We start from the raw sequence: 22,659 nt of genomic DNA on the forward strand, positions 1-22,659 counted from the left end.
AAAAGAAGAACATCGCGCTGGGCCAGGCCCACATCAAGTCGACGTTCAACAACACCATCGTTTCGATCACCGACCCGTCCGGCGCTGTCATCAGCTGGGCATCGTCGGGTGGCGTGGGCTTCAAGGGCTCGCGCAAGTCGACCCCGTACGCCGCTGGTATGGCTGCCGAGTCGGCCGCCCGCCAGGCTCAGGAGCACGGTGTCAAGAAGGTCGACGTCTTCGTGAAGGGTCCGGGCTCCGGCCGCGAGACCGCGATCCGCTCGCTCACGGCCGCAGGCCTTGAGGTGGGTTCGATCCAGGACGTCACGCCGCAGGCGCACAACGGTTGCCGCCCGCCGAAGCGTCGCCGCGTCTGATTTCGGTTGCTGGAGTCGTCCGCCCTCCGGGGCGGACGACTTTCCGCCCGTTTCACGGGCGCCCTTCCACAACGCAAGACCTCACCAACCACATGTCATATAGCGGGCATGTGATCGAAAGGAACACAAAGTGCTCATTGCACAGCGTCCCACACTGACCGAGGAAAAGATCGCCGAGAACCGTAGCCGGTTCATCGTCGAGCCGCTCGAGCCCGGCTTCGGCTACACCATCGGTAACGCGCTGCGTCGCAGCCTGCTCTCGTCGATCCCCGGCGCTGCTGTCACCAGCATCCGACTCGACGGTGTGCTGCACGAGTTCAGCACGATCCCCGGGGTCAAGGAGGATGTCACTGAGATCATCCTCAACATCAAGCAGCTCGTCGTGTCGAGCGAGCGCGATGAGCCCATCACGGCTTACCTGCGCAAGACCGGTGCCGGTGAAGTGACCGCCGCAGACATCTCGGCTCCGGCCGGTGTCGAGGTCCACAACCCCGACCTGGTCATCGCGACGCTCAACGAGTCCGCGAAGTTCGAGCTGGAGCTCACCATCGAGCGTGGCCGCGGCTACGTCTCGGCGACCCAGAACCGCAACGAGTACGCAGAGGCCGGCCAGATCCCGGTCGACTCGATCTACTCGCCGGTCCTCAAGGTCAGCTACCGCGTCGAGGCGACGCGTGCCGGTGAGCGCACCGACTTCGACAAGCTGATCCTCGACGTCGAGACGAAGAACAGCATCGCCGCCCGCGATGCCGTCGCTTCGGCCGCGAAGACCCTGATCGAGCTTTTCGGTCTGGCCCGCGACCTGAACGTCGAGGCCGAGGGCATCGAGGTCGGCCCCGCGCCGGTCGAGCCTGTCCTCTCCAGCGAGCTGTCCATGCCCATCGAGGACCTGGATCTCTCGGTTCGCTCCTACAACTGCCTCAAGCGCGAGGGCATCAACACGGTGTCCGAGCTCGTGGCGCTGTCGGAGACGCAGCTGATGAACATCCGCAACTTCGGCCAGAAGTCGGTCGACGAGGTGCGCGACAAGCTCATCTCGCTCGGTCTGTCGCTCAAGGATTCGGTGCCCGGTTTCGACGGCGCCCACTTCTACGGCGCAGGCGAAGACGAGTCCTTCTGACCTTCCCGAAATTCTGACCAGGAGTTAGACCAATATGCCTAAGCCCACCAAGGGTCCCCGCCTCGGAGGCGGCCCCGCACACGAGCGTCTGCTGCTTGCCAACCTGGCTGCTGCTCTCTACACGCACAAGTCGATCAAGACGACCGAGACGAAGGCAAAGCGCCTGCGTCCGCTCGCCGAGCGACTGATCACCTTCGCCAAGCGCGGCGACCTGCACGCACGCCGTCGCGTGCTGTCGATCATCGGTGACAAGGAAGTCGTTCACACGCTCTTCACCGAGATCGCTCCGCTGGTCGCTGACCGTGAGGGCGGCTACACCCGCATCACGAAGGTCGGCAACCGCAAGGGTGACAACGCACCCATGGCTGTGATCGAGCTCGTCCTCGAGCCCGTCACGCCGAAGGCGAAGAAGGCCGCCAAGGCTGCTCCGAAGGCCGAGAAGGCCGTCGAGGAGGCTCCCGTCGAGGACGCCGCCGTTGACGCCGGTGCCGAGTCGCAGGAAGAGGGTGCAGCTGCTGAGGCTGCAGCCGAAGCTGCTGTCGAGGCTCCCGCCGAGGAGAAGTCCGAGTAATTCTCGTACTCCGTACGAAACCCGCCGCCCCTCGGGGCGGCGGGTTTCGTCGTTTTTCAGGTCGGCGGCGCTGACGGGATAGTCTGAACGGATGCTGAGGCTGCTGCGTACATGATGACCGAATCGACCCGCCCTGCACGCACTCCGCGCGCCTACGCCGCGTTCGTCGGAATCGGTCTGCTCGCCGGTGTTCTCTCCGGGCTCTTCGGCGTCGGCGGAGGCACCGTGATCATGCCGATGCTGGTCCTGCTGCTGGCATTCGACCAGCGTCTGGCCGCTGGTACGTCGCTCGCGGCGATCGTGCCGACCGCGAGCGTCGGCGTGATCTCCTATGCGCTGCACGGATCGGTCGCGTGGATCCCCGCTGCGATCCTCGCCGCGGGTGCGGTGGTCGGCGCTCAGATCGGCACGCGTCTGCTGCCGCGCATCTCGCAGACCGCGTTGCGCTGGTGCTTCGTCGGCTTCCTCGTCGTGGTGATCGTCACGCTTTTCGTCGTGATCCCCTCTCGGTCGGCGGTATTCGAGCTCGGTCTCCTCAACGGCGTTCTGCTCGCTCTGGTGGGTGTGGGCACCGGTATTCTGGCGGGGCTCATCGGCGTCGGCGGGGGAGTGATCGTCGTCCCCGTGCTTATGCTCGCCTTCGGCACGAGCGATCTCGAGGCGAAGGGCACGTCTCTGCTCATGATGATTCCGACGGCGATCTCCGGAACCATCGGCAACCTGCGCAACAAGAACGTCGATCTGGTCGCCGCCGGGATCATCGGGGTGTCGGCGTGCACGACGACGGCGCTCGGCGCCTGGCTGGCGACGTTGATCGATCCGCTGCTGGGCAACGTCCTGTTCGCCGCGTATCTCGTCGTGATCGCGGTGCAGATGGCGTTGAAGGCGATCCGCGGGCGTCGTCGCTGACGTCGTGGACGCGGCCGGAGGGCTTCCCTCGATAGACTCGTCGGGTGCCTGTGAACAATGATCTGGTCGGCCGGGAGTTCCCGCCGACGCCGCCGTACCTGGTCGGTCGCGAGAAGGTGCGCGAGTTCGCCCGTGCCGTCTTCGCCGACGCTCCGCTGCACACCGATGTGGAGGCTGCCCGTGCGCTGGGCCACGCCGATGTCGTGGCGCCGCCGACGTTCGCGATGGTCATCCAGGACCTCACTCTGCAACAGCTGCTCGGTGAGCCTGACTCGGGCATCGAGCTGGCCCGTACGATTCACGCCGAGCAGCGTTTCGCGTATTCGAGGCCGATCGTCGCGGGTGATGAGCTCACCGCGAAGCTCTCGGTGACGGGCATCCGGATGATGGCGGGGAACGCGATGATCACGAGCGAGGCGGCGATCACCGATGCAGCGGGCGAGCATGTCGTGACGGCGACGAGCGTGCTGCTGGTCGGTTCCGAGGAGGATTCCGCATGACGTATTCCGTGGGCGATGTGATCGCCGAGCGCACCGTGCACCTGAGCCGCGAGTCTCTGGTGCGTTACGCCGGGGCTTCCGGCGACTTCAATCCCATCCACTACCGCGATGACGTCGCTGCAGCCGTCGGCCTGCCGGGCGTGCTCGCTCACGGCATGCTCACGATGGGAATCGCTTCCTCCGTCGTCGTGGCCGCCCTGGGCGATGCGTCGAAGATCACGGACTACGGCGTGCGCTTCACTCGCCCCGTCGTCGTCGATCCCGAGACGGGCGCCGATGTGTCGGTGATCGCGAAGGTCGGTGCGGTCGATGACGAGTCGGTTCGGATCGATCTCACGGTGAAGGCCGCTGAGGCGACCGTGCTCGTCAAGGCCCAGTTGCGCGTCGCGCGCTGAGAGGACGGACATGGCAGAGATCGCGCCGATTCCGCTGGCCGAGCTGACGACGCTGCGTACGGGCGCGGCGCCCGCGCGGATGCTGGATGCCACGACTGCAGACGAGCTCGTCGCCGCGCTTCGCGAGACGTGGGCGCGCCACGACGACTGGTTCGTGCTGGGCGGCGGCTCGAATCTCTTCGTCGGCGATGAGTCGTTCGAGGGGACGGTCATCCGGGTGCTCACGGCGGGGATCGAGCGGCTGGACTCTCCGCATGAGGGTCGGGCTCGGTTGCGTGTACAGGCGGGTCACAATTGGGATGCGCTGGTCGCCTACGCGGTCGAGAACGGGCTGGCGGGCATTGAGGCGATGAGCGGGATCCCCGGAACGGTCGGGGCCGCGCCCGTTCAGAACGTCGGCGCCTATGGTCAGGAGATCCAGGAGACGCTCGTCGAGGTCGAGCTGATCGACGAGGCGACGGGCGAGGTTTCGACGGTCTCGGCCGAGGAGCTCGGCCTCGGGTTCCGCACATCGGTGCTCAAGCACCACTACGGCGGCGTGCCGATCCGTCGCGCGGTGATCCTGTCGGTCACGCTCGATCTGGCAGAGGTCGGCGGCGAAGGACGCCAGGTGCGCGGCGAGCAGCTGCGTCGTGCGCTCGGTCTCACGGGCGACGAACGGATCGCGCTGGCGGCCCTGCGCGAGCAGATCCTCCGTATCCGGGCTTCCAAGGGCATGTTGCTGAACCCGGACGACCCCGATACGACGAGCGCCGGCAGCTTCTTCCAGAACATCATCATTCCCGAGAAGGCGGCGGCGCAGCTGCCGGCCGAGTGCCCGCGGTGGCCGGTGACTCCCGATCTGGATGCCGTCACGGTGATTCCGCTCGGCGCCTACGACGGGTACATCCCGCAGGCGTCGGTGGCCCGTGCCGAGGTGAAGGTCAGCGCTGCGTGGCTGATCGAGAACGCCGGAATCAAGAAGGGCTTCCGCCTGCCGCGTTCGCGCGCGGGGCTGTCGACCAAGCATGCTCTGGCGCTGACCAACCGAGGCGGGGCGAGCGGTGAAGAGCTCGCGGAGCTCGCCCGGTTCGTGCAGGCGCGGGTGCACTCGGAGTTCGGTCTGCTGCTGCAGCCGGAGCCGGTTCTCGTCGGCGTCGAGCTCTGAGAGGAGACGGATGAGCGCGCTCGTCCCGTACCTTTCTTTCCCGGGCAATGCCGAAGAGGCCCTGAGGTTCTACCGGGATGTGTTCGGCGGCGAGCTGGAGCTGCACACCTACGCGCAGTTCGGCCGGGCTGACGGACCGGGCGACGCGATCGCCCACGGTGTTCTACGGGGGCCGGTGCTGCTCTTCGCCGCGGATGCCGCGGGCGACGAGGACGCGGTGCACATCGTCGGCGCGAGCTTCTCACTCCTCGGCACAGCGGACCCCGTGGTCCTCGGTGGATGGTTCGACGAGCTCGCCCGCGAGGGCCGCGTCGTCGAGCCGCTGGGTAAGCGGCCGTGGGGCGATGGCGACGGACAAGTGCTCGACCGCTACGGCATCCGCTGGCTCATCGGTCACGGTCGCTGACCGCGGAAGTTCCTCGGCACCCGCTGCATACATCGATCCCCCGTCCGATCCGCAGGGATCGGACGGGGGATCGGCGCCGTTTCGCCAGCGGTGAAGGTCAGACGGCGAAGAGCTTCTGCAGGCGCTGGATGCCCTCGAGCAGCTGGTCGTCGCCGAGGGCGTACGACAGGCGCAGGTATCCGGACGGGCCGAACGCCTCACCGGGGACCACGGCGACCTCTGCCTTCTCGAGGATGAGGTCGGCGAGCTCGAGCGTCGTGGTCGGGGTGACGCCGTGCCACTCGCGGTTCAGCAGGCCGCGCACGTCGGGGTAGACGTAGAACGCGCCGAGCGGGTTCGGAACGTGCACGCCGTCGATCTTCGACAGCTCCGAAACGATGAGGCGGCGACGGCGGTCGAACGCCTCGCGGAACTGCTCGGCCTCGGTCTGCGGGCCGTTGAGCGCTGCGATCGCCGCCTTCTGGGCGATGTTGTTCACGTTGCTCGACAGGTGCGACTGCAGGTTGGCGGCGACCTTGATGGCATCCGCGGGGCCGACCATCCAGCCGACGCGCCATCCGGTCATGGCATAGGTCTTCGCGACGCCGTTGACGAGGATCGTCTGTTCGGCGAGCGCGGGAACGGCCTCGACGATCGACGTCGCCTTGACGCCCTCGTAGGTGAGGTTCTGGTAGATCTCGTCGGAGATGACCCAGATGCCGTGCTCGAGCGCCCACTCGCCGATGGCGCGGGTCTCCTCGAGCGTGTAGACCGATCCGGTCGGGTTCGACGGTGAGACGAAGACGAGCACGGTGGTGCGCTCGGTGCGGGCGGCCTCGAGCTGGGCGACGGTGACCTTGTACTCCTGGTCGGCCCCGGCGAAGACCTCGACCGGCACGCCGTCGGCGAGCTGGATCGCCTCGGGGTAGGTGGTCCAGTACGGCGCGGGCAGCAGCACCTCGTCGCCGGGGTTCACCACCGCCTGGAACGCCTGGTAGACGGCCTGCTTGCCGCCGTTGGTCACGATGACCTGCGACGGCGAGACCTCGAGACCGGAGTCGCGCAGCGTCTTGGCCGCGATCGCCTCGCGCAGCGCAGGCAGACCTGCGGCGGGCGTGTAACGGTAGCTCGACGGATCCGCGAGCGCCTCGGCCGCGGCATCCACGATGAACTGCGGCGTCGAGAAGTCGGGCTCGCCGGCGGCATACGAGATGACGGGCTTGCCCTCGGCCTTCAGAGCCTTGGCCTTGGCATCGACCTTGAGGGTCGCCGACTCGGCGATGGCGGACAGCTTGCGGGAGAGAGGAGCGCGTTCGGTCACATCTCAGATGCTACTCGGATGCCTCACGCACCGTAACTCGAGGGCAACGCGCAGTAATCGGCGAATCGGCGGGCAGGGCGCTGCGAGTCGGTGATGTCGACGAGAGCGGATGCCGCGGTCTGCGGGGGTTCGTCGTCGGAGAGCTGCCACACAGTGAAGTTCCACAGTCCGCGTGCGCTCGGGCTCAGAAGGGCTGCGGGTCCGGAGACGATGAGCACGCGGTCGCGCGCGGCATCCGCGCGGAACGGGGTGATGACCTCGGCACGCAGGGTCTTCTCGTCGCCGTCGATGCTATGGGCCTGTTCGACTGTCTGGCCGACGGAGGCGAGGGCGGCCGCGACCTCATCGGCGACGAGGCGCGACCGCGCAGCATCCGCCCCGGCCACGGCCAGGAGGCGGCCGGACATCGGATACAGGTGCAGGAACTCCTCGGCGATGCCGGTCCATACCTCACTCATGAGCCCAGGTTACGCCTGCGATCCGGAGCTGAGGGTCGGAATCGAGATCGGGAAGTCCTCGTGTTGATACTGAGTGTCAGCTAGGCTGACTCGCGGTCCCACATTCCTGCATGGAGGAGAGAACGATGAGTGCCGCCACCCCCTACATCCCGCCGGTCGCCGACTACGCCTTCCTCTATGGGGAGCTCTTCGGGCGCGATATCGTCTCGGACGCCTCCGGAGGCGCGATCACCGCGGATGACGCGGTCGAGATCATCGCCGGAGCGGGGGAGTTCGCCGCCGAAATGCTCGCCCCGCTCGATCGGGCCGGCGATCAGATCGGCGCTCGGCTCGAAGATGGCGAAGTCCGCCTGCCGAACGGGTTTGCCGAAGCCTACCGGGCGCTCGTCGAATCGGGCTGGGTCAGCGCGACGGCCCCCGATACCGCCGGCGGCGATGGACTGCCCGAATCGGTCGGCGCCGGACTCGGCGAGATCTGGAACAGTGCGAACATGGCCTTCGCCCTGTGCTGGATGCTCGGCACCGGCGCCATCCACGCGCTCGACGCCGCAGCATCCGAGGATCTGCGCGAAACGTATCTGACCAAGCTCGTCAGCGGCGAGTGGACCGGGACCATGAACCTCACCGAGCCGGAGGCCGGCACCGATCTCGGCGCGATCCGCACCCTGGCGACCCCGCGCGGCGACGGCAGCTACGCCATCACCGGGCAGAAGATCTTCATCACCTGGGGCGACCACGACATCGCCGAGAACATCGTGCACCTCGTCCTCGCGCGCACGCCGGGCGCCCCCGAAGGGGCGAAGGGCCTGTCGCTGTTCGTCGCCCCGCGCCGTCTCGTGAATGCCGACGGCTCGCTCGGGGAGCGCAATGCGATCACCACGGTGGCGCTCGAGCACAAGCTCGGCATCCACGCGAGCCCGACCTGCGTCCTCGCCTATGAAGACGCCACCGGGTATCTCGTGGGCGAGCTGCACGGCGGTCTGGCCGGCATGTTCGTCATGATGAACTCCGCCCGCGTCGGCATGGGCCACCAGGCGACCGGCATCTCCGAGCGGGCGCTGCAGGGCGCCACAGCCTACGCCGCCGGACGCCTCCAGGGGCCGGTCATCGGCCGCCCGGCCGGAACGCCGATCGCCGGACACCCCGACGTGGCACGGATCCTGCGCTCCATGTCGAGCCAGACCTTCGCAATGCGCGCCCTGTCGGTGCACGTCGGCGACCTGTTCGATCGCGCCGCCGCTGGCGAGGACGTGCTGCGCCTCGCCGAGCTGTTCGTGCCGATCCTCAAGGGCTGGGCGAGCGAGGAGACGCTGCGCGTCACGAGCGACGGCATCCAGGTGTATGGCGGAATGGGCTTCATCGATGAGACCGGCGCTGCGCAGCATTACCGCGATGCGCGCATCATCCCGATCTATGAGGGCACGACCGCCATCCAGGCGAACGACCTCATCGGGCGAAAGGTTATCCGCGATGGGGGAGCGACCGTCTCCGGTCTGCTCGAAGCCATCGCCGAGACGGCCGCAACGGTTCGAGAAACGGATGCGGTCATCGCCGACGCGCTCGACCGGGCGGTGGCGGCGGCCCGCCGGGCGACAGAGTCTCTGATCTCCTTCGGGGCGGGGCGCGATTCTTCCTCGGTCGCCGTGCCGTACCTGATGCTGCTCGGAACCCTCGCCGGCGGCTGGATGCACGCGCTCGCTGTCATCGCCGTGGCCGCCCACGACACGGCCCATGATGATGATGCCGATCGGAAGACCGATGCGCGCTTCTACATCGCGCACCACCTGCCCCGCGTGCACGCGCTCGCCGAGACGGTCGCCGCGGGTGAGATCGGCTGACCGCTCGAGCAAACAGATGAAGGGCGGGGAGGATGCGATGCATCCGCCCCGCCCTTCATCGTTCTCAGGACTCGTCGACGAGATGACGCGAGTAGGCGGATGTCGTGAGGAACGCGGGGAAGTCCGTTCCCAGCGCGACCTCACGGAACACGTCCGCGGCGTCATCGAAGCGGTCGCCGGCGGAGCGCGTCGCCTGGGCGAGAGTCTCCTGGATCAGAGCCTCGACGTATTCCGCGGTGATCCGGGCACCGTCCTCGGTGGAGCGGTCCTGCTGGATCCACTGCCAGACCTGCGACCGTGAGATCTCCGCGGTCGCGGCATCCTCCATGAGGTTGTCGATCGCGACGGCACCCAGCCCGCGCAGCCACGCCTCGATGTATCGGATCGCGACGGAGACGTTGTCGCGTACGCCCTGTGCGGTGATCGGTCGGCCGATGCGCAGATCGAGCAGGTCCTCCGCGCGCACCGAGACGTCATCGCGCTGCCGATCGATCTGGTTCGGCGCCTCGCCGAGTACCGCGTCGAACTCCGCCTGGGCTGCGGGGATGAGGTCGGGGTGCGCGACCCACGTGCCGTCGAACCCGTCGCCGGCCTCGCGCTTCTTGTCCGCAGAGACCTTCTCGATCGCGGAAGCGGTGACCTCGGGGTCGCGGCGATTCGGGATGAATGCACTCATACCGCCGATCGCATATGCGCCGCGCTGGTGGCACGTCTTCACGAGAAGCTCGGTGTAGGCGCGCATGAACGGGACGGTCATCGTGATCTCGCTGCGATCCGGCAGCACGAAGCGGGCGCCGCGCCCGCGGTAGTTCTTGATGATCGAGAAGATGTAGTCCCAGCGGCCGGCGTTCAGGCCCGCGCAGTGGTCGCGCAGCTCGTACAGGATCTCGTCCATCTCGAAGGCGGCCGGCAACGTCTCGATCAGGACGGTTGCGCGGATCGTGCCGTGCGGGATGCCGATGTACTCCTCGGCGAAGGTGAACACGTCGTCCCAGAGCTTCGCCTCCTCGCTCGATTCGAGCTTGGGGATGTAGAAGTACGGCCCGCGGCCGGCGTCGATGAGCGCCTGCGCGTTGTGGAAGAAGTACAGGCCGAAGTCCACGAGGGACGCGGATGCGGACAGCTGCCGCCCCGTGCGGTCGATGAACATCAGGTGCTTCTCGAGCAGGTGCCATCCGCGCGGGCGCATGACGATCGTGGGGGTCAGCTCGGCCGTGACCTCGTAGCGCTTGCCCTCCGGGGAGGCGAAGGAGAGCTCACCGCGGATCGCGTCGTGCAGCGACAGCTGGCCGCCGATGACGTTCTGCCAGGTCGGGCTCGTGGCGTCCTCCTGGTCGGCGAGCCAGACGCGGGCACCGGAGTTCAGCGCATTGATCGTCATCTTCGGGTCTGTGGGGCCGGTGATCTCGACGCGGCGGTCCTCGAGCCCTGGCCCCGCACCGGCGACCTGCCAGTCGGCATCCTCGCGGATGTGCCGCGTGTCGTCGCGGAAGCGCGGGTCGTGCCCGGTGCCGATCTCGAAGCGCCGGCGCATGCGGTCTGCGAGGCGATCGTGGCGGCGGTGGCTGAAGCGGTGGTGCAGCTCGGTGAGGAAGGCGAGCGACTCGGGCGTGAGGATCTCGTCGAACCGTTCGTGCAGGGGGCCGGTGACGGTGAGTGCCGGGTCCTGCAGGATCGTCTGCGTCGGGGCGGTGGTCGGAGGTGCGGTGGGAGTGGTCATGATCGTGGTCCTTCGGAGAGTCAGTGGAACTGCGCGGTCTCGGTGGAGCCGGCGAGGGCGAGGGTGGCGCTGTCGGGGTTGAGCGCGGTCGAGATGACGTCGAAGTACCCGGTGCCGGCTTCGCGCTGGTGCTTGGTGGCGGTGTATCCGGATGCCTCGGCGGCGAACTCGGCCTCCTGCAGCTCGACGTAGGCGCTCATGGCGCGTTCGGCGTAGCCGCGGGCGAGATCGAACATGGAGTGGTTCACGGCGTGGAAGCCGGCGAGGGTGATGAACTGGAACTTGTAGCCGAGGTCGGCCAGCTCCTGCTGGAACGTCGCGATCTGTTCGTCCGTGAGGTGACGCTTCCAGTTGAAGCTCGGCGAGCAGTTGTAGGCGAGCATCTTGCCGGGGAATCGCTCGTGGATGGCCGCGGCGAACGCCCGGGCGAGCTCGATGTCCGGCTCGCCGGTCTCGACCCAGAGCAGGTCGGCGTAGGGCGCGAAGGCGAGTCCGCGGCTGATGACGGAGTCGAGTCCGGCGCGGATGCGGTAGAAGCCTTCAGCGGTGCGCTCGCCGGTGGTGAACTCCCGGTCGCGCTCGTCGACATCGCTGGTGAGGAGGTCTGCGGCGAGAGCATCCGTCCGCGCGACGATGACGGTCGGCACGCCCGCGACGTCCGCCGCGAGACGAGCGGCGTTGAGCGTGCGGATGTGCTGCGCGGTGGGGACGAGGACCTTGCCGCCCAGGTGCCCGCACTTCTTCTCACTGGCGAGCTGGTCTTCCCAGTGGATGCCGGCGGCTCCGGCCTGGATGAGGGAAGAGGCCAGCTCATAGGCGTTGAGGGGGCCGCCGAAGCCGGCCTCGGCGTCTGCGACGATCGGGGCGAGCCAGTCCTGCGTGATCTCGCCCTCGGCGTGCTCGAGCTGGTCCTGGCGGAGGAGGGCGTTGTTGATGCGGCGCACGACGGCGGGCACGGAGTTCGCCGGGTACAGCGACTGGTCGGGGTACGTCTGGCCCGCGAGGTTGCCGTCGGCGGCGACCTGCCACCCGGAGAGGTAGATGGCTTTGAGGCCGGCGCGCACCTGCTGCACGGCCTGTCCGCCGGTGTATGCGCCGAGGGCCCGGATGTAGTCCTCGGTGTGGAGGAGATTCCAGAGGTTCTCAGCGCCTCGGCGAGCGAGCGTGGAATCCTCACGGACCGAGCCTCGGATGCGGACGACGTCGTCTGCGGAGTACGTGCGCTCGACGCCGTCCCAGCGCGGGTCGGTGTCCCAGCTCTCCTGCAGCTCGGCCGCTGTCTGCGTCTGGTCGCCGGAACGGAGGCCGGCGGGGCGGGGTGCGTGGGTGCTCATGGTGTCTCCTCCATTGGATGACGGTTCCTGATCGCCGTCGGGAACCGGATGCTTGGCACCTACTCTGGGTGAAGAAAACCCTCTTCAATACGAGAAGTCGGGCAGAAGTTTTTCGTTATTTCTGGTTTCGTGACAGACTCGCCGCCATGACGTCAGCGAAGACGCAGTACCCCGAAGTGCACGACACGGACGCCCTGACCATCGGGCGCCGCATCCGGCAGATGCGAACCTCCCGCGGGATGACCCTGGAGGAGCTCGCCGCGGCGATTGGTCGGGCGCCCAGTCAGGTGTCGATGATCGAGACCGGAAAACGCGAGCCGAAACTCACTCAGCTGCAGCAGATCGCCCGTGCGCTGGGAACCGGGCTCGACGCGCTCCTGGAGGGCGAGCCGCTCGATGAGCGCAGCGTCGCCGAGATAGCGCTGCAGCGCGCGATGACGGGGCAGACGTTCCAGACGCTCGGGATCGAACCCTTCCGCATCACGAAGACGACTCCGATGGCCGCGGTGCAGGCGCTGCTCGCCCTCCACGGTGAGATCGAGCGGCTCAAGGATGAGCGCGCCGCGACTCCGGAGGAGGCGAGGCGCGCCAACGTCGAACTCCGCCACCTCATGCGCCGCCAGGACAACCACTTCGCCGACCTCGAGAAGCGCGCAGCCGAGATCCTCGCGGCGGTTGGACACCCTGGTGGCCCGTTGACCCAGCGCACAGCATCCGAGATCGCCGCCTATCTCGGATTCACCCTCCACTACGCGCCCGATTTACCGCAGACGACGCGCAGCGTCGCCGACCTCGCGCACGGCCGGCTCTACCTCTCCAGCAGCGTGCCGGCGAAGGGAGATGCGCGCACCGCCGTGCTGCAGGCTCTCTCCAGCCGCATCCTCGGGCACGCGGAACCGCGCAGCTACGCGGAATTCCTGCGGCAACGGGTCGAGACGAACTACCTCACGGGCGCGCTGCTGATGCCCGAGGCGGACGTCGTGCCGGCCCTGCGCGACGCGAAGCAGCGCCGCGCGATCTCGATCGAGGACCTGCGCGACGCGTATTCGGTCTCCTATGAGACGGCCGCGCACCGGTTCACGAATCTCGCCACCCGCCATCTCGACATCCCCGTGCACTTCCTGAAGGTGCATGAGTCGGGCACCATCACCAAGGCGTACGAGAACGATGATGTGAACTTCCCGACCGACCGGCTCGGCGCGATCGAGGGGCAGATGTGCTGCCGCAAGTGGACGAGCCGCGTCGTGTTCGAGGAGGACGACCGGTTCAACCCCTACTACCAGTACACCGACACCGGAGGCGGCACCTACTGGTGCACGGCCCGGGTCGAGTCTTCCAGCGAGGGTCTGCACTCGGTGAGCGTCGGCGTGCGCTTCGACGACACACGCTGGTTCGTGGGCCGTGACACGGCGAATCGCGGCGTGTCGAAGCATTCGGCGGAGGTGTGCTGCCGGCGGGCCCCCGCGGATCTGGAGGAGCGCTGGCGCACCCGGTCTTGGCCGAATGTGAAGACCCCGCGCACCCTGCTGGCGACGCTGCCGACGGGGGCGTTCCCGGGTGTCGACACGACGGATGTGTACGCATTCCTCGAGGCGCACGCGCCGGGGTGAGAGCACGGTGTCAGCCGCGGCTCGCCTGCAGCAGCGCCCACAGCTCGGCGCGGTCGGGGAATGACGACAGGTCCAGCCCGAGAAGTCTCGCGGCCTGCGCCACGCGCGTGCGCAGGGTGTGCCGATGGATGCCGAGGGCCAGAGCCGCCTGCTCGAAGCGCGCATCGTGCTCGAGCCACACCCGCAGGGTGCTCTCGAGGTCGCTGTCCGCGTCGTGAAGGGCTGAGAGGCGCGAGGTCGCGATGAGTGCTGCCTCGTCGTCGGTGAGGATCGAGAGGATGCTGCGTCCCGCCGCATCCGCGAACCGTGTGGCGCCCGGTCGGCCGCGCCGTAGAGCGCTGCGGGCTTGAGCCGCGGCGCGCGAGAAGCCGGTGAGCTCCGCGGCATCCGATGCTCCGATGCGGATGCCGAAGCGTTCCGCGGCGTCATCGAGCAGGGGAGCGTCGGAGGCCGGAAGGCAGATCAGGGTTCCGTCGTCCACCGGGGCCAGGAAGACCTTCGACCCGCGTTCGGTGCGTCGGCGCTCCCACCATTCCTCAAAGGCATCGGCGGGGGCGCTCGCGGTGATCGCGACGATCAGGGGCGCGGCAGGGAACGAGAGCAGCACCCGCTGTGCGAGCGTGGGGTCATCGAGCATCAGCGATTCGAGCACCTGGGCATGCAGTCGCCGTCGTTGAGCGGCGAGCTGCTCATTCTGCTCCTCGGCGAGCCCGGCCATGGCGATGACGGAGGTGATGACCGCTCGTGCCTCCGCGTCGAGGGAGTCGGCCTCGACGACGAGCACTCCGCGCAGGCGGCGCGTCTGACCGATGGTGAACAGCTGGAGGCCGGCTGTGCTGCGTGCCGATTCCGTGCCGCGGGCGAGCATCGTGGTGGCTTCATCGACGATCGCCCGTCGCCTGTGCGGTTCGAGGAGGCGGCCGGTGGCTCGATCGCCGGTGAGCTCTCCCGTCGCATCGAAAAGGCCCACCCAGGTGTCGAGGCGGTGGCCGAGTTCGGCGATGATCGCGAGCAGGCCGTGGGGGCGCAGTGCAGCGACCGCGAGAGCTCGTTGGGTTTCGAGAGCCCAGTCGCGGCGCGCGTAGGCCCGTGTGGCGATCGCCTCGGCGTGTGTCCGGGCGACCGCGATGAACGGGGTGTCGTAGGGGACTTCGAACAGTGGCACTCCGGCGGCGCTGCACGCCTCGGCGAGGCCGAGTGGGAGGGCCGGATGTCTGACACCGGTGCCGAATCCGATGCCGATGACGCCATGCGCAGCGAGCCGGTCGACGTACTCGGCGGGCGCGAGCGCACCGTCGAACTGTCCGCCGGTGGTGAGGAGCACGAGGTCGTCGGTGAGGAAGGGCGTCGGGTCGGCGAGGTCGGAGGAATGCACCCAGCGCAACGGTCGGTCCAGGGCGACCGACGGCTCGGTGAGCAGGCGCAGCCCGAGGTCGGGATCGCTCATCAGGCCGCGAAGTGTGGGATCGGTCATGCCACTCCTATACTCATCGGCGAATATTGATCACAACTTATCCGATCGGGCGAAGGACAGGGCCCGACCGGAGGCCTACGCTCTCAGCATGACCCTCACGCAGCAGCGTCGCCTGGTAACAGCCCTGCCCGGCCCGCGTTCGGCAGAGATCCTCGCCCGCAAGGCGGATGCCGTGGCATCCGGCGTCGCGCACTCCGTTCCTGTCGCCGTCGTCGAAGCCGGCGGGGGAGTGGTCCTGGATGCCGATGGGAACTCGCTCATCGACCTCGGCAGCGGTATCGCGGTCACCACGATCGGCAATGCGCATCCGAAGGTCGCCGCCGCCGTCGCAGCCCAGGTCGAGCGCTTCACGCACACGTGCTTCATGATCTCGCCCTACGAGGAGTACATCGCCGTCGCGGAGGCCCTGAACCGGCTGACGCCCGGCGACTTCCCCAAGCGCAGCGCGCTGTTCAACTCCGGTGCCGAGGCGGTCGAGAACGCGATCAAGATCGCGCGCAAGCACACCGGGCGCTCCGCCGTCGTCGCCTTCGAGCACGGTTATCACGGGCGCACGAACCTGACGATGGCACTGACCGCGAAGGCGATGCCGTACAAGAGTGGGTTCGGGCCGTTCGCCCCCGAGGTCTACCGGGCGCCGCTGTCCTACCCCTTCCGTGACGGCCTGAACGGGGCGGATGCCGCGGCCCGCGCCATCGCCATCATCGAGAAGCAGGTCGGGGCGGCCGAACTCGCAGCCGTGATCATCGAGCCGATCCCCGGCGAGGGCGGGTTCATCGTGCCGGCGGACGGCTTCCTGCCGGCGGTGCAGGAGTGGTGCCGGGCGAACGGCGTCGTCTTCATCGCGGATGAGGTGCAGAGCGGCTTCGCCCGCACCGGGACGATGTTCGCCAGCGAGCAGCTCGAAATCGAACCCGACCTCATCACGACCGCGAAGGGCATCGCCGCGGGCCTTCCGCTCGCCGCCGTGACCGGCCGTGCAGAGATCATGGACGCCGCCCATGCCGGAGGGCTCGGCGGAACGTATGGAGGCAACCCGGTCGCCTGCGCCGCTGCGCTCGCCGCGATCGACGTCTTCGAGAACGACGGGATGCTGGAGCGCGCGCAGAGGATCGGCGATCTGCTGCGCACGCGGCTCGAGATCATGAGGCAGAACGATCCGCGCATCGGCGAGGTGCGCGGACGCGGGGCGATGATGGCGATCGAGTTCATCGACCCGCTGACCCGTGAGCCGGATGCCGCGCTCACGGCCGCTGTCGTGAAAGCATGCATCGGCGAGGGCGTCATCGTGCTCGCCTGCGGCACCTTCGGCAACGTCATCCGATTCCTCCCGCCCCTGACCATCCCCGACGACCTGCTGCACGAGGGGCTCGATGTCCTCACCGCAGCCCTCTCCGGCCTCTGAAGGAGCGCACATGAGCATCACGGCATCCGATGAGCAGACCCTGCTCGACAGCATCCCCACCGGGCTCTTCATCGACGGCGAATGGGTCGAGGCAGAGGGCGGTCGAACCTTCGCGGTGCACGACCCGGCGACAGGCGCCGTCATCCGGCGCATCGCCGATGCATCGGCGGACGACGGCGTCCGCGCGCTCGACGCGGCCGTCGCCGCTCAGGAGGAGTGGGCGGCCACTGCGCCCCGTACCCGCAGCGACATCCTGCGCCGGGCCTTCGACCTCGTGCAGCAGCACAAGGAGGATCTTGCTCTGCTCATGACGCTCGAGATGGGAAAACCGATCGGCGAGGCGCGCGGCGAGGTCGTCTACGGCGGCGAATTCCTGCGCTGGTTCAGCGAAGAGGCCGTGCGCATCACGGGCAGCTATGGGCTGAACCCCGAGGGGACGGGCCACATGATCGTTTCGCAGCGCCCGGTGGGACCGTCGTTCTTCATCACCCCGTGGAACTTCCCGTTCGCGATGGCGACGCGCAAGATCGCCCCCGCGCTCGCCGCGGGCTGCACGGTGGTGATCAAGCCTCCGGCACTGACGCCGCTCACGACGATCTTCTTCACGAAGCTCCTCGAAGAAGCAGGGCTCCCGAAGGGCGTCGTCAACGTCGTCCAGACATCGTCATCCTCGAAGCTGTCGGCGCCGATCCTCGCGGATCCGCGCCTGCGCAAGCTGTCCTTCACCGGGTCGACCGAGGTCGGCAGAGCGCTCATCGCGCAGGCGGCCGACGGTGTGCTGCGGGTATCGATGGAGCTCGGCGGCAACGCTCCGTTCGTCGTCTTCGATGACGCCGACCTCGAGAAGGCTGTGGACGGGGCGATCGCGGCGAAGTTCCGAAACATCGGGCAGGCCTGCACGGCCGCCAACCGGTTCATCGTGCATGCGTCCGTCGCCGGAGAATTCGCCGACCGCGTCACCTCGCGCGTACGGGCGATGAAAATCGGACGCGGTACGGACGCCGACGTCACGATCGGCCCGCTCATCGATGCGGATGCCGTCGCGAAGGCCCGTTCGCTGGTCGAGGACGCCACCTCGCGCGGTGCCCGCGTGCTCATCGGAGGTGACGCAGTCGACGGGGAGGGGACCTTCTTCGAACCGACCGTCGTCGCAGACGTCGCCGCCGGCAGCGACATCCTCCGCGAGGAGATCTTCGGACCCGTGCTCGCGATCGCGACGTTCGAGACCGAGGCGGAGGCCGTGCGCCTGGCGAACGACACCGAGTACGGTCTCGTCTCGTACGTCTTCACCGAGGACCTCGACCGAGGGCACCGCATGATCGACGCCCTCGAGACGGGGATGATGGGCCTGAATGTCGGCGTCGTCTCGAATGCCGCGGCCCCCTTCGGCGGCGTCAAGCAGTCGGGCATCGGGCGAGAGGGCGGTGCCGAGGGCATCCACGAATATCTCTCGACCAAGTACACGCTGCTTCCCGCCACCACCTGACAGCACGACCCGCCCACGAGGAGGACGACGATGACCGCCTACGCCGTGACGAACCCCGCAACCGGACAGACCCTCGCGACCTACGACACCAGCACGGATGCCGAGATCGCCGAGTCGATCGCGCGGTCTCATGCCGCAGCATCCGCCTGGGCGACCGTTGCCCCCGAGGAACGGGCCGCGGTGATCCGCCGCATCGCCGAGCTGCACCGGGAACGGCGCGAAGAACTCGCGGCGATCATCGTCCGCGAGATGGGCAAGCCCATCGCCGCGGCCATCGGCGAGGTCGACTTCGCCGCCGACATCATCGAGTTCTACGCGGATAACATCTTCCGCATCACGGGAGACGAACCTCTCGACATCCTCGGGGAGGGGGCCGCGGTCGTCCGCCGCTCGCCGCTGGGCGCGCTGCTGGGGATCATGCCGTGGAACTTCCCCGCCTATCAAGTGGCTCGCTTCGCAGCGCCGAACCTGGCGATCGGCAACACGATCATTCTCAAGCACGCGGGGCAATGCCCCGCATCCTCGGCATTCCTCGAGCGGATCTACGCGGATGCCGGGCTCCCGGATGGCGCCTACATCAACGTCTACGCGACCAATGAGCAGGCGGCCCGAATCATCGCCGACCCGCGGGTGCAGGGCGTCTCGGTGACCGGTTCGGAGCGTGCCGGCGCCGCGGTCGCCGAAGTCGCGGGGCGTCATCTCAAGAAAGTCGCGCTGGAGCTCGGCGGGTCCGACCCGTTCATCGTGCTCTCCGCCCACGACCTGGACGCCGTTGTCCAGGCCGGTGTCGATGCGCGTCTGGACAACAACGGGCAGTCCTGCAACGGCGCGAAGCGGTTCATCATCATCGATGGCCTCTACGACGCGTTCGTATCGAAGTTCGTGGCGGCGCTCGCCGCGGTGCGTCCAGAGGACCCGACGCAGGAAGACACGGTTCTCGGTCCACTGGCCTCTCTCGCCGCCGCCGAACGTCTGCAGGAGCAGATCGATCGGGCCGTCGCGCAGGGGGCGACGGTGCTGACCGGGGGCGCGAGGAAGGGTGCGTTCTTCGAGCCGACGGTGCTCGCCGACGTCACGCCGGGCATGGATGCCTATCGGGAAGAGCTCTTCGGCCCCGCGGCCACCGTCTACCGGGCGGCGGATGAGGACGAGGCGCTGGAGATCGCCAACGGCACCCCGTTCGGCCTCGGCTCTTATCTGTTCACGACGGATGATGTTCAGGCCGCGAGGGTCGCCGACCGGATCGAGGCCGGCATGGTCTACGTCAACCTTGTCCTCGCCGACAGCCCGGAGCTGCCGTTCGGCGGCATCAAGCGCAGCGGCACCTCCCGCGAGCTCGGCCTGCTCGCCGCCGACGAGTTCGTCAACAGGAAGCTGATCCGGATGGCCCCGTGAACCCTCGGCCGTTGACCGACCGATAAGCACGGACCTGCGCTCGATCGTGCACTCGTAGGAGCGCTACCTTTGATGCATGAAGTCCGAGAGGGTCACCCGCACGCAGTCCGTCGTCGATGGACTGCTCGATGAGATCATCGCCGGGAGGCTCGTGGCTGGGGAGACGCTGCCCACCGAGGCCGATCTCGCCGACCTCCTCGGGGTGTCCCGACTCACGCTCCGCGAGGGCGTGCGCCTGCTGCAGGCACAGGGCGTCATCGTGCCGGTCCCGGGAAGCAGGCATCGGGTCGCCCCGGTCGACGAGTGGACCGGACTGGAAGCGGTTGTGCGCTTCGCCCGCAGCGGCGGCGCCCGACGCAAGTCCTCGCTCGATCTGCTCGATATGCGGGTCATGTTCGAAACGGGGGCTGCGGAGCTGGCCGCCCCCCTGTGCACGGATGAGCACATCGCCGAGCTCGAGGAGCTGCTGGGGAAGATGCGCACGGCGCATGGGCAGGGTGACGTCCCGGGGTTCGTCGACGCCGATCTGGCCTTCCACGATGTGATCTTCACAGCGGCGGACAACCGCATCCTCGTGGCATCCGTCCGCCCGCTCACCGCGATGCTGCAGGACTCGCGCAGTGAGACGAGCTCAGTGCTGGAGATCCGTGAGCACGCACTCGTCGAGCACGCCGCGGTTCTCGAGGCGATGCGCACACGGTCGGCCGAGGCCGCGCGCGAGGCGATGTCGAGTCACATGAAGCAGACGCGGGACGATCTGCTGCGCTACGTGCTCGGAGTCTGAGCGGATCCGTTCCGCTTGCCGGGGGAGAAAAATCGGCGTACCCTCGTTATCTGATATCGGATAACCCGTCCGGATCGCCCTCAACCCCCTCTGAACGAAGGAGTTCCCGTGCACGTCGACGCGCTTCTCGCCCCTCTCCCGGCACCGATCGATATCGACGCGGCACAGGTTCGAGCATCCCTCGATCCCCAGAACGTCCTCGTCGTCCTCGATGACGACCCCACCGGCACGCAGTCCGTCGCGAACCTCCCGGTGCTCACGCGCTGGGAGAAGGATGACCTCGCCGGCGCCTTCGCCACCGGCGCAGCCGCCGTCTACGTCCTGACGAACACCCGCTCGCTCGATGAGGCCGAGGCCGCGCGCCGCAACCGCGAGATCGTCGCGGTCGCCCTGGACGCGGCATCCGACGCCGATCTGCGCGTCACCTTCGTCTCGCGCGGCGACTCGACGCTGCGCGGGCACTTCCCCCTCGAGACCGACGTGCTCTCCGAGGAGATCGTCACCCACGGCGGCGCCGCTCCCGAACTCACCCTTCTGGTCCCCGCCTTCCCCGATGCCGGACGCATCACCGTCGACTCCGTGCACTACTGGGTCACGGACGGCGAGGCCACCCCCGTCGGGGAGACCCCCTTCGCGAAGGACGCGACCTTCGGCTTCGCCTCCTCGAACCTCACCGAGTGGGTCGAGGAGAAGACTCACGGCCGCATCGCCGCCGCCGACGTCGCGGCCCTCACGATCGACATCATCCGCTCCGGCGTCGAAGCCGTCACCGAATTCCTCACGGGACTCGCCACCGGCACCGTCGTCGCGGTCGACGTCGTCGAAGAAACCGACATGCGCGTCGTCGCCCTCGCACTGCACGGTCTCACCGACCGCGCCGTGCTGCTGCGCGTCGGCCCTCCCTACGTCCGCGCCCACATCGGCCAGGACATCGCCGAACCCGTGCGCGCCGCCGACATCCCCTTCGCCTACGACCGCGGAGGGCTCGTCGTCGTCGGCAGCCACGTGCCGCTGACCACCCAGCAGCTCGAAGAGCTGCGACGGCAGCGCCCCGACACCGTCACCATTGAGCTCGACGTGCGCCAGCTCGTCGACGACCGCCGCGAGGCGCACCTCGACGCGCAGGCGCGCTCGGTCGCGGAAGCCCTCGCCGATGGCAGCGTCATCGTGCACACCACGCGCGAGCTGATCACCGGTGCCGACGGCGACGAGAGCCTCGAGATCGCCCGCAAGATCTCCAGCGGCGTCGTCGAACTCGTGCGCCGCGTGCTCGCGATCGCCCCGCCTCGCTTCGTGATCGCGAAGGGTGGCATCACCTCCAGCGACGTCGCCAGCGAGGCGCTCGAGATCCGTCGCGCCACTGTGCTCGGACCGATGCTCCCCGGCATCGTCTCGCTGTGGCAGCCGCAGACCGGCCCCGCGGTCGGCATCCCCTACATCGTCTTCGCCGGCAACGTCGGCGTCGCGGATTCCCTGGCCCGTGTGGTGGCGACCCTCGCCGACGCGCAGTGACCGGAACTGAAGAACTGAAAGGAACCATCATGACCTCCACCGTCGCCGTCATCGGTCTCGGAGCCATGGGCCTGCCGATGTCCACCCGCCTCGCCGAGCGCTTCGAAGTGCGCGGCTTCGACATCGCCGCCGATCGCATCGCCCTCGCCGCGGAGAAGGGCGTCAAGCCCGCAGCATCCGCTGCCGAGGCCGTCGCCGGTGCACAGGCCGTGCTCGTCGCCGTGCGAACCGGCCAGCAGCTCGAGGGCCTGCTCTTCGGAGAGACCGGCCTCGCCGAGCACCTCGATGACGGCGCGGTCGTCATCCTCACCAGCACGGTCGGCACCGACGGCATCGCCGTGATCGCCGACCGCCTCGCCGAGCACGGCGCATCTCTCGTCGACGCCCCGCTCTCCGGCGGTCCGGTCCGCGCCGGCGAGGGCGACCTGCTCATCGTCGTGGGCGCCACCCCGGCAGCACTCGAGGTCGCGAAGCCGGTTCTCGACCAGCTCGCCTCGACGCTCTCGATCGTCGGCGACAAGCCGGGCGATGGCCAGGCGCTGAAGACTGTCAACCAGCTGCTCTGCGGCGTGCACATCGCCGCCGCAGCCGAAGCGCTCGCCCTCGCCGACGCGCTGGGCCTCGACCGTGAGAAGACCCTCGAGGCGCTCACCGCCGGTGCCGCCAACTCCTTCATGCTCGGCAACCGCGGCCCTCGCTCGCTGCAGGCCTACGACGAGGAGGGCGCCGAGGTCCTCAGCCGCCTCGACATCTTCGTCAAGGACATGGGCATCGTCGGCACGGCCGCTCGTGCCGCTCACCTGTCGACCCCGGTCGCGAACGCCGCCGAGCAGCTGTTCCTGCTCGGCGAGGCACAGGGCCTCGGAGCGAACGACGACTCCGCCGTGATCCGTGTGATCGCCCCCGAACGACTTTCCTGATCCGACCCGTACTCGGCGC

At 68.2% G+C, this 22,659-nt stretch carries 21 protein-coding genes; 16 read left to right on the forward strand and 5 right to left on the reverse strand.

The genetic code is table 11. The annotated features are described in order from the left end of the window. The 8 genes from rpsK to Q0Z66_RS08580 form a co-directional block, all read left to right on the forward strand. Positions 1-356: 30S ribosomal protein S11 (rpsK, locus tag Q0Z66_RS08545; protein WP_298040199.1), on the forward strand; the 356-nt coding region annotated here is incomplete at its 5' end. A 130-nt stretch (positions 357-486) separates the two neighbouring features. Continuing rightward, on the forward strand, positions 487-1,476 hold the full coding sequence (locus Q0Z66_RS08550) for a DNA-directed RNA polymerase subunit alpha (protein ID WP_298040201.1): 990 nt from the start codon (positions 487-489) through the stop codon (positions 1,474-1,476). Positions 1,477-1,510: 34 nt separating this feature from the next. Further along, positions 1,511-2,047, forward strand: a complete 537-nt coding sequence (rplQ, locus tag Q0Z66_RS08555) for a 50S ribosomal protein L17 (protein ID WP_298040203.1) — start codon at positions 1,511-1,513, stop codon at positions 2,045-2,047. A 114-nt stretch (positions 2,048-2,161) separates the two neighbouring features. Beyond that, positions 2,162-2,956: a sulfite exporter TauE/SafE family protein gene (locus tag Q0Z66_RS08560; protein ID WP_298040204.1), complete on the forward strand. Its 795-nt coding sequence runs from the start codon at positions 2,162-2,164 to the stop codon at positions 2,954-2,956. A 44-nt stretch (positions 2,957-3,000) separates the two neighbouring features. Further along, a complete protein-coding gene (locus tag Q0Z66_RS08565; RefSeq protein WP_298040206.1) occupies positions 3,001-3,456 on the forward strand; it encodes a MaoC family dehydratase N-terminal domain-containing protein in 456 nt (151 codons plus the stop codon). Further along, on the forward strand, positions 3,453-3,851 hold the full coding sequence (locus Q0Z66_RS08570; RefSeq protein WP_298040208.1) for a MaoC/PaaZ C-terminal domain-containing protein: 399 nt from the start codon (positions 3,453-3,455) through the stop codon (positions 3,849-3,851). The genes Q0Z66_RS08565 and Q0Z66_RS08570 overlap by 4 nt, the downstream gene beginning before the upstream one ends. Positions 3,852-3,861: 10 nt before the next feature. Then, the gene (locus Q0Z66_RS08575; protein WP_298040210.1) at positions 3,862-4,998 is read left to right on the forward strand and encodes a UDP-N-acetylmuramate dehydrogenase; all 1,137 of its coding nucleotides are present in this window, start codon (positions 3,862-3,864) and stop codon (positions 4,996-4,998) included. A 10-nt stretch (positions 4,999-5,008) separates the two neighbouring features. Then, positions 5,009-5,404 carry a VOC family protein gene (locus tag Q0Z66_RS08580; protein ID WP_298040212.1) on the forward strand — a complete coding sequence of 132 codons (396 nt, stop codon included), beginning with the start codon at positions 5,009-5,011 and terminating at the stop codon, positions 5,402-5,404. A gap of 97 nt (positions 5,405-5,501) precedes the next feature. On the opposite strand, the gene Q0Z66_RS08585 is transcribed toward Q0Z66_RS08580, so the two are convergent. Then, on the reverse strand, positions 5,502-6,704 hold the full coding sequence (locus Q0Z66_RS08585; RefSeq protein WP_298040214.1) for a pyridoxal phosphate-dependent aminotransferase: 1,203 nt from the start codon (positions 6,702-6,704) through the stop codon (positions 5,502-5,504). Positions 6,705-6,727: 23 nt separating this feature from the next. Next, a complete protein-coding gene (locus Q0Z66_RS08590; protein ID WP_298040216.1) occupies positions 6,728-7,162 on the reverse strand; it encodes a hypothetical protein in 435 nt (144 codons plus the stop codon). Between the two features lie 125 nt (positions 7,163-7,287). Here Q0Z66_RS08590 and Q0Z66_RS08595 point away from each other — a divergent pair, with 125 nt between their 5' ends. Further along, positions 7,288-9,000, forward strand: coding sequence for an acyl-CoA dehydrogenase (locus Q0Z66_RS08595; protein ID WP_298040218.1), 1,713 nt, complete (start codon positions 7,288-7,290; stop codon positions 8,998-9,000). 64 nt (positions 9,001-9,064) lie between these two features. On the opposite strand, the gene aceB is transcribed toward Q0Z66_RS08595, so the two are convergent. Together aceB and aceA are read right to left on the reverse strand one after the other, a co-directional pair. Continuing rightward, complete coding sequence (gene aceB / locus Q0Z66_RS08600) at positions 9,065-10,720, reverse strand: malate synthase A (RefSeq protein ID WP_298040220.1); 1,656 nt, start codon at positions 10,718-10,720, stop codon at positions 9,065-9,067. Between the two features lie 20 nt (positions 10,721-10,740). Beyond that, positions 10,741-12,054 carry an isocitrate lyase gene (gene aceA / locus Q0Z66_RS08605; RefSeq protein WP_298040222.1) on the reverse strand — a complete coding sequence of 438 codons (1,314 nt, stop codon included), beginning with the start codon at positions 12,052-12,054 and terminating at the stop codon, positions 10,741-10,743. A gap of 146 nt (positions 12,055-12,200) precedes the next feature. On the opposite strand from aceA, the gene Q0Z66_RS08610 reads away from it, so the two are divergent. Continuing rightward, a complete protein-coding gene (locus Q0Z66_RS08610; RefSeq protein ID WP_298040224.1) occupies positions 12,201-13,664 on the forward strand; it encodes a helix-turn-helix domain-containing protein in 1,464 nt (487 codons plus the stop codon). Positions 13,665-13,674: 10 nt separating this feature from the next. On the opposite strand, the gene Q0Z66_RS08615 is transcribed toward Q0Z66_RS08610, so the two are convergent. Further along, positions 13,675-15,138, reverse strand: coding sequence for a PucR family transcriptional regulator (locus Q0Z66_RS08615; RefSeq protein WP_298040225.1), 1,464 nt, complete (start codon positions 15,136-15,138; stop codon positions 13,675-13,677). An 88-nt stretch (positions 15,139-15,226) separates the two neighbouring features. Here Q0Z66_RS08615 and gabT point away from each other — a divergent pair, with 88 nt between their 5' ends. The 6 genes from gabT (at position 15,227) to Q0Z66_RS08645 (ending at position 22,640) form a co-directional block, all read left to right on the forward strand. Beyond that, complete coding sequence (gene gabT / locus Q0Z66_RS08620; protein ID WP_298040227.1) at positions 15,227-16,543, forward strand: 4-aminobutyrate--2-oxoglutarate transaminase; 1,317 nt, start codon at positions 15,227-15,229, stop codon at positions 16,541-16,543. A gap of 10 nt (positions 16,544-16,553) precedes the next feature. Further along, positions 16,554-18,029: an NAD-dependent succinate-semialdehyde dehydrogenase gene (locus Q0Z66_RS08625; RefSeq protein ID WP_298040229.1), complete on the forward strand. Its 1,476-nt coding sequence runs from the start codon at positions 16,554-16,556 to the stop codon at positions 18,027-18,029. A gap of 30 nt (positions 18,030-18,059) precedes the next feature. Continuing rightward, positions 18,060-19,424 carry an aldehyde dehydrogenase family protein gene (locus Q0Z66_RS08630; RefSeq protein ID WP_298040230.1) on the forward strand — a complete coding sequence of 455 codons (1,365 nt, stop codon included), beginning with the start codon at positions 18,060-18,062 and terminating at the stop codon, positions 19,422-19,424. 76 nt (positions 19,425-19,500) lie between these two features. Then, complete coding sequence (locus Q0Z66_RS08635) at positions 19,501-20,208, forward strand: FadR/GntR family transcriptional regulator (protein WP_298040232.1); 708 nt, start codon at positions 19,501-19,503, stop codon at positions 20,206-20,208. 108 nt (positions 20,209-20,316) lie between these two features. Beyond that, a complete protein-coding gene (locus tag Q0Z66_RS08640) occupies positions 20,317-21,720 on the forward strand; it encodes a four-carbon acid sugar kinase family protein (RefSeq protein ID WP_298040234.1) in 1,404 nt (467 codons plus the stop codon). Between the two features lie 29 nt (positions 21,721-21,749). Further along, positions 21,750-22,640 (forward strand): NAD(P)-dependent oxidoreductase, encoded by an 891-nt coding sequence (locus tag Q0Z66_RS08645; RefSeq protein ID WP_298040236.1) that lies wholly within the window; start codon positions 21,750-21,752, stop codon positions 22,638-22,640. Positions 22,641-22,659 lie beyond the last annotated feature (19 nt).

Origin of the sequence: uncultured Microbacterium sp. (genome assembly GCF_947632095.1) — a bacterium.
GTDB lineage: Bacteria > Actinomycetota > Actinomycetes > Actinomycetales > Microbacteriaceae > Microbacterium.